This window comes from Niabella hirudinis, assembly GCF_051201075.1.
In the GTDB taxonomy this organism is placed as follows: domain Bacteria; phylum Bacteroidota; class Bacteroidia; order Chitinophagales; family Chitinophagaceae; genus Niabella; species Niabella hirudinis.
The window spans coordinates 723,702-735,896 of sequence record NZ_JBPEHJ010000002.1 but is presented as its reverse complement, the minus strand read 5'-3'; the positions used below and the strand labels follow the sequence as shown (position 1 = coordinate 735,896).

General features: G+C 45.5%; 13 protein-coding genes. 2 read left to right on the top strand and 11 right to left on the bottom strand.

Features of this window, described 5'->3' with window-relative positions; translation table 11 throughout:
• Positions 1-247: 247 nt before the first annotated feature.
• From GGU45_RS06575 to GGU45_RS06560, 4 genes are read right to left on the bottom strand one after another with little or no spacing between them, the layout of a single operon-like run.
• Entirely contained in the window at positions 248-880 is a 633-nt protein-coding gene (locus GGU45_RS06575; RefSeq protein ID WP_435223116.1) for a response regulator transcription factor, read from the bottom strand.
• Positions 870-1,679 (bottom strand): sensor histidine kinase, encoded by an 810-nt coding sequence (locus GGU45_RS06570; RefSeq protein WP_435223114.1) that lies wholly within the window; start codon positions 1,677-1,679, stop codon positions 870-872. Before GGU45_RS06570 ends, GGU45_RS06575 begins: the two co-directional genes overlap by 11 nt.
• Positions 1,661-2,305, bottom strand: a complete 645-nt coding sequence (locus tag GGU45_RS06565; RefSeq protein ID WP_435223112.1) for a hypothetical protein — start codon at positions 2,303-2,305, stop codon at positions 1,661-1,663. The genes GGU45_RS06570 and GGU45_RS06565 overlap by 19 nt, the downstream gene beginning before the upstream one ends.
• Before the next feature lie 12 nt (positions 2,306-2,317).
• Positions 2,318-3,040, bottom strand: a complete 723-nt coding sequence (locus GGU45_RS06560; protein WP_435223111.1) for a hypothetical protein — start codon at positions 3,038-3,040, stop codon at positions 2,318-2,320.
• A gap of 536 nt (positions 3,041-3,576) precedes the next feature.
• On the opposite strand from GGU45_RS06560, the gene GGU45_RS06555 reads away from it, so the two are divergent.
• Complete coding sequence (locus GGU45_RS06555; protein ID WP_435223109.1) at positions 3,577-4,296, top strand: MerR family transcriptional regulator; 720 nt, start codon at positions 3,577-3,579, stop codon at positions 4,294-4,296.
• A 166-nt stretch (positions 4,297-4,462) separates the two neighbouring features.
• Positions 4,463-4,984 (top strand): thioredoxin family protein, encoded by a 522-nt coding sequence (locus tag GGU45_RS06550; RefSeq protein WP_435223107.1) that lies wholly within the window; start codon positions 4,463-4,465, stop codon positions 4,982-4,984.
• Between the two features lie 601 nt (positions 4,985-5,585).
• On the opposite strand, the gene GGU45_RS06545 is transcribed toward GGU45_RS06550, so the two are convergent.
• The 7 genes from GGU45_RS06545 to rsfS all read right to left on the bottom strand — a co-directional run bounded on the left by GGU45_RS06545 (position 5,586) and on the right by rsfS (position 12,167).
• A complete protein-coding gene (locus tag GGU45_RS06545; RefSeq protein WP_435223105.1) occupies positions 5,586-6,716 on the bottom strand; it encodes a mechanosensitive ion channel family protein in 1,131 nt (376 codons plus the stop codon).
• A gap of 30 nt (positions 6,717-6,746) precedes the next feature.
• Complete coding sequence (locus GGU45_RS06540) at positions 6,747-7,556, bottom strand: hypothetical protein (RefSeq protein ID WP_435223103.1); 810 nt, start codon at positions 7,554-7,556, stop codon at positions 6,747-6,749.
• Positions 7,553-8,329 (bottom strand): UDP-2,3-diacylglucosamine diphosphatase, encoded by a 777-nt coding sequence (locus GGU45_RS06535; RefSeq protein WP_435223101.1) that lies wholly within the window; start codon positions 8,327-8,329, stop codon positions 7,553-7,555. The genes GGU45_RS06540 and GGU45_RS06535 overlap by 4 nt, the downstream gene beginning before the upstream one ends.
• 88 nt (positions 8,330-8,417) lie before the next feature.
• Positions 8,418-8,834 (bottom strand): gamma-glutamylcyclotransferase family protein, encoded by a 417-nt coding sequence (locus tag GGU45_RS06530; protein ID WP_435223099.1) that lies wholly within the window; start codon positions 8,832-8,834, stop codon positions 8,418-8,420.
• Between the two features lie 9 nt (positions 8,835-8,843).
• A complete protein-coding gene (locus GGU45_RS06525) occupies positions 8,844-9,485 on the bottom strand; it encodes a LutC/YkgG family protein (RefSeq protein WP_435223097.1) in 642 nt (213 codons plus the stop codon).
• Positions 9,486-9,615: 130 nt separating this feature from the next.
• A complete protein-coding gene (ftsH, locus tag GGU45_RS06520) occupies positions 9,616-11,688 on the bottom strand; it encodes an ATP-dependent zinc metalloprotease FtsH (RefSeq protein ID WP_435223095.1) in 2,073 nt (690 codons plus the stop codon).
• 71 nt (positions 11,689-11,759) lie between these two features.
• Positions 11,760-12,167 (bottom strand): ribosome silencing factor, encoded by a 408-nt coding sequence (gene rsfS, locus GGU45_RS06515; protein ID WP_435223093.1) that lies wholly within the window; start codon positions 12,165-12,167, stop codon positions 11,760-11,762.
• Between the last annotated feature and the right edge of the window lie 28 nt (positions 12,168-12,195).

Genomic DNA, 12,195 nt, shown 5'->3' with positions numbered 1-12,195 from the left:
TGATTTCTGATTTCTGATTTCTGATTTCTGATTTCTGATTTCTGATTTCTGATTTCTGATTTCTGATTTCTGATTTCTGATTTCTGATTTCTGATGAACCTACTAATATACGAAGAACCCGGTTAATACCGAACATCAAACCTCAGACCTCAAACTTCAAACAAGAAACAGTGAACAGTCCATCGAGAATAAAACATGAAACGGATCCAACGTGGAACTTTAAACCTTAAACCTGGAACAAAGATCCTTACACCCACCCTTTTTTTATAGCAGTAAGTACCAGTCCCACCCGGTTCCGCACCTCCAGTTTTTCCATAATGCTGGTAGCATAACTTTCCACCGTTCGGGCGCTCAGGAATACCGAAGCGGCAATTTCTTTATAGGTAGCATCAGAGCACAGCCAGGGGATCAGCTCGCGCTCTTTGGCACTTAGTTCCTGTTGTGTTACCTCTTTGCGCATATAATCGTTGGCCAGCGCTTTACTTACCTTGGCATCGTAAAAAATGCCTTCCTTTACGATGGTATTAAGCGCATGGGCCAATTCCTTCTGCTGGATGCTTTTCAACAAATATCCTTTTGCACCGGAGCGAATCATTTTGATGATTTTTTCATCATCGTCCTGCATGCTAAGGGCAAGTATAATCACTTCGGGATGTTGTTCTGTTAACCATTTTGCTACGGCATATCCATCCATTACCGGCATTTGTACATCCAGAATTACTACATCCGGGATGTTTTTGGGATGGGCAAAGCGCTCAATCATTTCATTTCCGCTACTGCAAACGTAGAGCACGTCAAAATTGGGAATAGAGCCAATCATGGTTGAGAGGGCCTGTGCAATAAGAACGTGGTCATCAACAATGACAATACTATGCCTCATGGTGGGGTATTTTGTTTAAAGGTAATGAAATGTAGAGTTGGGTGCCCTTGCTGCATTCCCACCGGAAGGAGGCGCCGATACTTTGAATCCTCCGTTCAATGGACTTGAGCCCGCTGCCACCGCCAATACGGTAGGCGGCAACCTGGTCCCGGTTGATGCCCTTGCCATTATCGGCACAGGATATATTTAAAGCAGTTGCCGTCAGGGTAATATGGATTTCAAGAACCGTTCCACCACTGTGTTTTAAGCTGTTCTGTATAAATTCCTGGCAGATACGCACAAGGGACAGGTTGATGTGCTCGTTCAAAAAATCAAAGCTGTCTGCGGAACTGGTAAAAACGGTTTGACAAAGACCGCTCTCATGGATCCGGGCCATTTCTTTTTCCAGGTAATGCACAAAGTTGAAATCTGCAAAGTTTTGCGTGGTGAGCATTTTACTGATGCTGCGCAGTTCATTTAACGATTCCTGGATGAGTACATTCTGCGCGGCGATTCTTTTTTTTATATCCTCCGGGTCATCAGACAGCAGCGTGTTTTCCATTTGCAGATAGGCGAGGGTCAGTTTTTGCCCGATGGTATCATGCAGCTCACTGCCAATATTCTGCATCAGTTTTTGCTGAACCTCCTGCCGCGTTTCCAGCAGTTCCTGTTTGTGCAGGATAGCATTGGCCTCCCGCTCCCTTTTGTAAAGGATATTGCGCCGGCGAATGCTGATAATGATAAAGTATACGGCCATCACCAGCAGCAATACCGTCAATATCACCGACAGAAAAAAAACATTTATTTCTTTTTCGCCCATAGGAATCCAAAAGTTATAATGCCGTATAAAAAATAATTAAAGGCAAAGAACAGGTAGTAATAGATATAAAACAGCCGGGGATAGGTACTAAATAAGTAAACTTTTGTAATGTTAAAAGGAAGGGTGCCCAGGTAAAATAACAGCAACCCGATGGATACATACATAAATGGGTCCCGGGTTACCTCCTCTATTTTTTCGCTGTTCATCAGCTCAAATAAATAATGAAGACTGCATGCGGCAATAAAAATGGCCTCCAATGTATAGTTGAAGGTGTTAAACCGGTCTATATCGCTTACAAAAAACTGCAGCAGGGTAATGAACAACACAATACCAATAAACCCTTTTATGGCATGCTTCCAGTAGTCGAGACCCGTTTTTTTGCAAAAAAACACGAGCAGGCAAATGCATTGCACGGGCAACATGCAATTATACCATATATTGGTAAGACCTACCAATGCATCCCGCTGCATAAAAATACGGGCAAAGTACACCGCGGTTTCGGCAATTACAACGGCTGCAAGAAATGCTACAATCAATCCCCCGTATTCCTTTTTTTTGCCCAGGAAGAACAGTCCGGCTAAAAAACCGGCCCATTCTAAAATAATGAGGATATAGAAGGAAGTCATTTTTATAATCGGTTAACGGACATTTTCCTCAAGTGCGGGAGGGGGGCAGGCTCCGCCCTGGTTTAAACCGACAGCCACATTACCTGAAGGAAGGGGTGGCAAAAAGCCCATGGTGGTTATGGCCCGCCGGGTTTGTGTTGGCGCCAGTAAGGAATGCAATTGTTTTCCCCGACCGGGAACTTCGCCAGAGGGCAAAAAGTCGTGGTACGCTGCCGTTTGGCCGTCCTTGTAAGCGGGTACCAGAATGAGGGTATGCCGGCCCTTAAGACTGTTGTAGTCCACATTCTTTGGGTCAAGACCGGGATAGGCCGCATCATAAATCTTAATGCCCAGCTCGGAGCTGCTTACCTTACTGCCGTCCGGTTTGATCAGCTTCCCGTTCCGGACCAGTTCGTCCATGGTATATACCAGTTTTTTAATACTATCCAATGAGAACGTGGTCAGGCGCGAGTCCCAGAATGCTTTTTGTATACTGTCCGGCTTATTGCCCAGGTACCGGTTGAGCCCTTCCGTGATATACTGGTATTGAAACAGCCGGAAGGTTTTGGTCATCTCCAGCGCTTTGTCAAGGTGCACATAGTTCAGGTTTATGTCTGTGGGGTTTACGCTGCCCTCAGATACAAAGAAGCGGGTATCATTATTGCCCGCCTCCCGCAACTTCCGGTTTTCCAAAAAAAGGTAAATGAGACCGGCAAGCATCACCAGGAAAAGCAAAAAAGAGGAGGATCGTTTCATAAAAATGGTTTTAGTTGTTATTGTTTGAATATGGCAGCATAAATCTATATTCAAATGCTGACGATAAAAAATTACTTTGTATACATTTCTGTGATCGGTTTTTAAGAGGCTTAAAATCAGCCGTATGCGATTGCTGTCGATTATTTGCCGGTCCTGCCGGTACCCGTAAAAATACGGTAATGAGAACAGGGAAAAGCCCCCTGAAATTGGGTATTTGCCACATAGGAAATAGTTGCTCGGGGCCGCATCTTTGTAATACCGTTTATCGCTGCAGTAATCATCGGATCATCCTGGTGTCTAAATATATACCCTGAGCTTTACCGGAAATTCAAAAAACCTGCTAAGTTATAAAAACCCCAAAGGGCTGTGCTGCTGATGCAGGATGGCCCTTTTTTTGATAGAGTACAGATGAAAAGTAAAATACTTTGGATATCCCTGTATTAAAGGTTAAATTGCGGAAGCGGGTATTTTTTGAGATGCCTTAACATTTCATTGTTTACTTTTAACCTTTGTTTATTACCAGATTTGTACCACTCATGACAAAGACAGCACAACCCCAGGCCGCTTTTTCATTTCTGGATGAAGTGGAGAAAGTGGAGCCATTACCAAAGCCCAAAAAGAATATTCTGAGGCCCCCGGCTACAATTGAGCTGGAGGTTGTGGAAGGGGAAGCGGCAACATTAGCAGCGAACAAACCTGCGGCTGAAGAGCCCACCGGGGCCGCCAGCCCGCAGCATATTGTTTCCGGTAATGCAACCGGCGTTGTTTTGCAGGATGCCGAACCGGAAACTGAAGAAGCGGATAGTAGTAATGACCTGGATGTGGAAGATGCAAAGACGGCCGATGCGCCGGAACGCCGTCAGCCGGGTACCCGTGGCCGTAGATCTGTAAAGGAAAATAGTATTGCAGCCGATGCGGTGGAAATGCCCGATGAAGAACTCCTGTTTAAAAAACATTACTACAGTATGGGAGAGGTGACCGCTATGTTCAAAGAAAGTCACTCCCTCATCCGCTACTGGGAATCGGAATTTGATATTCTGAAACCAAAAAAGAACGGCAAAGGCGATCGTTTTTTTCGGCCGCAGGATGTAAAGAATCTCTTTCTGATTTATGACTTGCTGAGACGCCGGAAATTTACCATTGAAGGAGCCCGGGAATATTTGCGCAATAACAAAAAAGCAGACGAAAAATTTGCTGCGGTGCAGTCGCTTCAGCGGATCAGGAGTTTTTTGCTGGAACTTAAAGCCGGTATTTAATGAGGAGGTTGTTTAAAGTTCAGGAGCGGTAAAGTTTAAATTTTTTTTGTAAACCATTAAGGCATTAAGAATAGTTAAGTCAACATATTGCTTAATGAATCTTAACTTCTCAATGGTTATTTAAAACGGTAATGTATTTTATTTGTGTTATGGAATTGATGCGTGCATGAAGAAAATAATTTTAGCTATAGGATTCTGTTGCTCTTTAATGATCAGCCGTGCGCAGCAGTACGAGGTAATGGTAGATGACCATAACGGGCGACAGGAAAAAATGTACCGGGGGCATATTACAGATAGCCTGTTAAAAGCAGATACGGCTTTTAAGTGGTTTGAGGAAGGTGAAAGAATTTATGAGCCGCGCACCGAGGTTGTAAAAACAGTAAAAAAAAATAAAAATCAAATCTGGTTTAAGGTAATCATGGGTACCTGGTGTCCCGATTCACATTACGTAATTCCCCGTTTTTATAAGATCCTGGAGGATGCTGGTTTTGATAAAGGCCGGGTATCGCTGCTGGCGGTAGACCGCAGCAAGAAAGACAAAACAAAAATTGCAGAAAGCCTGAATGTAACCCGGGTGCCTACCATCATTGTGTATCATCATGATACAGAACTGGGCCGCGTGGTAGAGTATGGGCAAACCGGCAGGTTTGATATGGAGCTGGCTGATCTGATTAAGAAAGTGAAATAAGCTGCTGTTCTTCGTGTTTGCTGCAGCGTTGCCACTGAGTACACAGAAGCGCAGATTTTTGTTCACATTTCAATCTGGTTACAATACGGATACTATCGAAGTATAAATGTAAAACCCGCCGGGCCCTCATTTGGGCAAGTGAAAAAGGAGTATTCGTTTAAGAAAAGAAGCTTGTCGGTTTTGAAGGGCCTTAGTGCTGCATTTTACATTGAATATTTATTATTTTACATTTCCTGAATCTCTTGTGAAAGAAGGGGCTTTTACAGCGAACCGAATCACTTTTTCAACCCCGAAACTCCGCATGCGCGTGAAGTTAATTTTTGCCCTGGGAGCTGCAGCGCAGCGCTGATCCTGTTAGTAAACGACCATACGGGTAATAAAGGTGCAGCGCACCGGTAATCATTGCGATTTGTACAAGTGGTGCCCAGGAAATTACCGCCGCGCTGCGGCTACGGGAGGTTTTGGGCGCTCATCGTTATAAGGGTCAACGGCGCGCCGCGCCTGTTTGCCATTAAAAGATGCGATCTTTTTGGCGTGAAAGGCTTACCCCTACTACATTTCATGGCAACATGATCTGTTCTTAACCTGACGCGTATACGATTTACCGGGGCCCGGTATCGTGCCTCAATGGCTCAGGGACTTCACCCTCATCCCGGATGATCTTGATATCACTCACGCTTTGTGCCGTGGCAATGTGCAGCTGCTCCATCAGCGAAAGTATCTTTAGCGTATTGCGTTCGCGGATGATGTTGTACGCCCGCGCATTGGCCCCGGTAATATATTCGCAATTGATAAGGATGGCATTGGCTGTAATTCCGGTTACAAAGGCAGAAGAGGAAAGGATGTCTTCCCCGCCCAGGATCTCGCGGATGCCGCTCAGCAGTTTTTCGATGGCCCCGGCGCTGGTGGAGGATGAAACCTCCAGTTTTAGTTCGGCCCTGCGCTGTACCCGGCTCGACTGGTTATCCAGTACACTGTCTACCATTTGTTTATTGGGCACGGTGATATAGGATTTATCGTCCGATCGGATACGGGTGCTTCGCAGGCCTATTTTTTCAACCACTCCCGAAACAGCGTTGAGCTTTACTGCATCGCCCGTGGCAAAGGGCCTGTCGAAGAAAATGATAAAAGAGGCAATCAGGTTTTCCAGGCTTTCCTTTAAAGCAAGGGCTACTGCGGCGCCTACAATGCTCAAACCCGTAAGCAGGCCTTTTATGTCGTAGCTAAACGTATATTTAAGTATAAAAAGTAAACCAATAAGGGCTACCAGCACTTTGATCAGGTCCTTAAAAAAGAAAATAAGCTGGTGGGTTCCCTGTTGGGCCTGGTCCTTCATATAAATACCCTGGACCATCAGCATTACAAAATCGATCATTTTTATAACAAACTGGAAGAAGGTAAAAATGATCATGAAGGTACCGGTCATTCGCAGCAAGTCCCGGAAGGTGACCTTGTAAAGGCTGAACTCCAGTTCAGAAGGAAGCCTAAGCTTGTCCAGGGCGGTTACCGTAATTAATACCGCAATAAAAAGCCCCAGGGGTTTGGCTGCCAGTGAACGGAAGGCCGGAAAATCAATATTCTTCCAACGGATCTTCAGAACCTTAAAAATGGCGAGCGCAAGATAGTGTGCAATATATTTTTTAAACAGCACCACAATGAGGATGGTGGTTCCTACCGCAACATAAGACCTTACAGAATTATTGAAATATACCTGGTCGAAGAATGCATTCATGGTTACAAAAATAAAAAATTTAAACAGCTTCTAAAACCGGCAGGAATAAATGGCAACCCCATCTGTATCCAGTGTATATAAAAGCCCGTCTTCAAAAAGGTATTGCTGCTTGTTTTTGAGTGCATCGGGGATGGGCCATTCTTCAAACTTCAGCGAATGGAGGGTATAACGATAAAACCGGTCTTTATCGTTGCCATAGATATATTTACTGGTAATGCGAAGATTGCGCCAGTGGGTAATAGCGATCTTCCCCTTGTAGGCGCCGTAATAATCAAAAAGATAAATACCACGGGCGGTGTCATAAATATAGACCTGTTTGTTGCGGTCGATAATCTGCTGTGGCTCCGGTGTTTCATTAAAGAGCTGACGAAAATCCGGCGTTTTTAACAGAACGCTTCCGTTATCGTTGATTTTTTTTAATACGTTCTCCATATTGTCATACAGCCAGATTTTGCCATCGTAGGAGAGGCCTGTTGCTGCTGCATTGAAGATCTGCTGTTGCCGCAGATCGATACTGTTAACCGGTGTAAGCAGCCGGTCCAGCATTACAAGGGTGGCAAAATCCTGATAATACAAAAGTACCCTCAGGGGGTTTGATACATCCAGCAGGGATGCGGTTCCCAGTTTTTTAACATTATTGTATACGGCAACAGAGTCGCCTTTTTCATCCAGCTTTTTCAGCTGGTTATTGGTGCTCAACAAATAAATGCTTCCAAGATTATCGACTGCCAGTTTGATAAAACTTCCCGGTATGACCCCGCGTTTTTCGGTTACCGGCTGGCTGCTTCCGTTTTTAACCAGGAACATTGTGAGCAATAATATGGCGGCAGGTAATCTCATCCCCGGACGATTTTTTCTTCTTTATTTAAATAGGAGCGCAGCTGTACATCGTTGCCGTCAAAAACGGCATAAGTGAAAAAGCTGATCCAATCGCCCAGGTTGATATAGCGACTGGCAGGAGTCAGGCGAAAATCGATCGGTAAATGCCGGTGTCCGAAAATGAAAAAGTCGAAATGCTTTTTTTGCAGCTGTTCCCTGCAATAGGTGATAAGCCACTCCCGATCTGCACCCAGGAAAACCTCTTCGCTGCTTCCGGTTTTTGCCCGGCTTTTGCGGCTCATATAATTGGCAGCACCAATGCCGATCATTGGGGGCAAAATTCCGAATAGCCATTGACAAAAGGGATTCCGGAATACTTTTTTTAATCGTTTATAGCCATGATCGCCCGGGCCCAAACCATCTCCGTGGCCAATCAGGAAATTTTTGCCGTTCCATTCAAAAGCTTTAGGTTCAAAGTAAACCGGCATTTTCAGCTCCTGCTGAAAATAATCCTTCATCCACATATCGTGATTGCCTACAAAAAAATGAAGCCGGATACCACGATCGGCCAGTTCGGCCAGTTTTCCTAAAATACGTACATAACCTTTGGGCACCACATGGCGGTACTCATACCAAAAGTCGAACATATCACCTACAATAAAAACTTCAGCTGCCTTTTCTTTTATTTCCTCCAGGAAACGGACCAGCAACTTTTCCCGCTCCAGGCTGGCTTCATAGGTAGGAACACCCAGGTGGAAATCAGAAAGAAAATAAATGTTTTTACCCGCTTGCAAAATGGATTTTGAATTTGAGCAAAGGTAGCTCCTAAAAATGTAGAATGTAAAATTAGAAATGAAGAATAAAGAACCGCGCTGGTTTGAATTACTGCTTATCTCTTAAGTGCTGTAATACATCGCCCGATTCGATGACTGGTTTATCCTCAATGGCCCGGTTAAACCAGTATACCCACGCGGGTATCTGTTCTTCATTGCAACTGACGGTTACCAGCTCCCGTTTATATTCGGCTGTTTCACCGGCTTCGGGGCTTAATCCCTCGTACCCGTCCAGCTGTGCAATGGCATAGGATAACTGGTGATCATTTCCGATTTTATAGAGCTCACCAATGATCCTGCGACCGCTTTGGTCCGGCAGGGCCGCCGGGTAATCGCCCAGGTCGTACAAAGTACCCGGGGCCGTAGCAGGCCCCAGCAATTCAAAGTACCGGGCAATATATTCATAAGCGGGGCTTTTGAATCCGCTTAATAAAGAGCCATACACAAAAAGATAATTGCTTTGCATATAAGGGTACTATTCAGAGGTATCATCAATTAAAAAAACAAATACTTCTTTGGGTCCGTGCACGCCTACCACAAGGGTTTTTTCAATGTCTGCCGTGCGACTGGGCCCGGTGGCAAAAGTGATGAGAGAAGGAATGGTATTACCATAGCGTTCCTTTATTCCCTCCAGCGCATCTTTTATGTCAAAAACGAGCTGACTGGCATAGGCGATACAAACATGCACCGGCGCGTAAACGCTGGTTTTACGGCCGCTCAATTGCGCAGCGCTCATAACAATGCTTCCGGTGCGTGCTACCAGGTATTCGCAGCTGGTGATGGCTACATCGCAGCTGGCAAGATCAGCCGGGTTGTTGCTTATGTCCGGTTGCTGGCCAATAAGCAGGGTCAGCTCCGGCTCCTGGCAATAGATTTTTTGCCAGCCCGTTTTTGCGAGCAGGGCGTTGAACTGGCTTACCAGTTCTTTTCGGCTCAAACAAAATGCAAATTGCCCCTGAAGCGTAGTAAAACGTTCTGCAAATTCAATTTCCAGTTCCTGGTGCAGCGGCTGAAAGACCAGCGATTGCCCCTCACTTTTTGGAAAGGGAATAGGAGTTGGCTGGCTCAGCGCTTCCCGGATCTTTTTTAGTATTGTATCTTTTGCGGATCGGATCACGGTGCGAATTTAATCATTTAGAAAACGTAGATGCAGGATTCTGCCTACAATATTTACGGCTCCGGATCACCTATCAATAAAAAAGCGTTGCTCTGTAAAAGAACAACGCTTTTAATGTATTTGCGTAAATTTAGTTCGCCATCGGATTCGGGTTGGTGGGGGGAACGCCTCCCGGCACCGGCTCAATGGGTACAACCGGCGGCTCATCAGCCAGCAGCTTTTTTTCCTCAAAGGGGCGTTTGCCGATCAGGGTTTCCACATCTGCCTGGAACAATACCTCTTTTTCGAGCAGTGCTTTCGCAATCACTTCTACCTGCTCTTTCTTTTCTGTTAGAAGGGCTACCGTTTTATCATAGCATTCGGCAATGATGGCCCGCACTTCTTCGTCAATCAGCTTGGAGGTCTCTTCACTGTACGGCTTGGTAAAGGAAGTATCCTGGTGCGGATTATAAAAGCTTACATTTCCCACTTTCTTACTCATTCCATATACCGTTACCATAGAATAGGCGATCTGGGTTACATTTTCCAGGTCGCTTCCGGCGCCGGTAGATATTTTGCCAAAGAAGATCTGCTCACTTACGCGGCCACCCAGCGCCATACACATACGGTGAATCAGGTCTTCCGTGCGGTACAGGTATTGCTCCTTGGGGGTGTACTGTGCATATCCCAGGGCGGCTGTTCCCCTTGGAACGATGGTTACTTTCAATAAGGGGTAAGCATGCTCCAGGAACCACCCGGCTACAGCATGGCCTGCTTCATGGTAGGCGATCACTTCTTTTTCATGAGGCGCAATGATTTTGTTTTTCTTTTCCAGTCCGCCGATCACGCGGTCAATAGCGTCCTGGAAGTCGGCCATATCTACCCCGGTCTTATTTTTACGCGCAGCTATCAATGCTGCTTCATTACAAACATTGGCAATATCTGCCCCGGCAAAGCCCGGCGTTTGTTCCGCCAGTTTATGAATGTCGAGCGATTCGGAGGTTTTTATTTCTTTTAGGTGCACTTTAAAAATGGCTTCCCGGCCGGCAAGGTCCGGCTGGTCGATAGTAATCTGCCGGTCAAACCGCCCCGGGCGCAGCAGTGCAGAGTCCAGTACATCCGGCCGGTTGGTGGCGGCCAGTACAATAATACCGGTATCCGTACCAAAACCATCCATTTCCACCAGCATCTGGTTCAGGGTGCTTTCGCGCTCATCGTTGCTCATCATCGCATTCTTGCCACGGGCACGGCCAATAGCATCAATCTCATCAATAAAAATGATACAGGGAGCTTTTTCGCGGGCCTGCTTAAACAGGTCGCGCACGCGGCTGGCGCCTACGCCCACAAACATCTCTACAAAATCGGACCCGCTCAGGCTGAAAAAGGGAACCTGTGCTTCGCCCGCCATGGCTTTTGCCAAAAGGGTTTTACCGGTTCCGGGAGGGCCTACCAGCAATGCACCCTTGGGGATTTTGCCACCCAGGCTGGTGTATTTTTTAGGATTCCTTAAAAAGTCTACGATCTCCATTACCTCCACTTTGGCCTCATCAAGCCCGGCTACATCTGCAAAAGTGATGTTTACACGGGTGCCTTTGTCAAAAAGAGTAGCCTTGGATTTACCAATATTAAAAATACCGCCGGGCCCGGCGCCACCGCCGGCACCACCGCCCATTTTACGCATCATCAGGATCCACACGCCAATCAGCAAAAGAAAGGGAAGTATAAAACTGATCGAGCGGCCGATAAAATCGCTGTCATTAGTAACGGTTTTCGAAGGTTGAACCGTCTGGGGATGCTCTTTGTAAAAGTCTTTCATCTGGTCAACAAACTTATCCCCGCTGGTAATTTCAAAAAACATATTGGGGTCGTTATTGGCCGGCAGCAGGGTATTGCCGCCCTTGCCCTTGCCGTTCTCCTGATATTTGGAAAGACTGTCTTTTTTTATCCAGACTCTTACAACACTCCGGTTATTTACGATCGCATATTTTTGCACATCGCCTTTCTGAACCATTGATTGGAAAACATCAATACTGATCTCCTTACTTGATGATCCAAACGGATCCAGGAATTGCAGGCCCAGCATAATAGCCAGGATGATGATAAATGCCCAATAGCTGCCAAACTTCACTTTTTTGGGTTCATTGCCGCCTCCGTTTCCCGAAGGTCTGGGAGAAAACGGGTTATTCCGCTGTTTTTCTTGTCTGTTATAATTGTTTTGAGACATGTTCTGTAATTATGATACTATAAGGCAAATTTTATTGAAATGTTTAAAGAAAAATTACTATTTTTCCTTAACTATGATTCATTGTGTTCCTTTACGCTGCTGTCGCTCCACATTTCCTCCAGGTTGTAGAATTTGCGTTGTTCGGGCAGCATAATGTGGACCACAATATTTACATAGTCCATCAAAACCCATTGCAGTGTTTGCAGTCCTTCGCGCTGGTATACATTTTCACCGGTAGCTTCTTTGACCCGGTACTCAATGTTGTCGGCTATTGATTTGATTTGAGGGCCGTTGGTAGCCTCGCATATTATAAAAAAATCAGATACGGCTTCTGTTATCTGCCTCAAATCCAGTGAAACAATCTGTTCCCCTTTTTTTTCCTGAATGGCAGAAATGATCGTCTTGAAAATTTTTGAATTTCTTGTAAGCCTGGCTGTACCTGAAATTTTACGTTTTGTTAGCGATGCTAATGGTTCCAAAAAGAAGAATTTATATTTTTTTTAAACG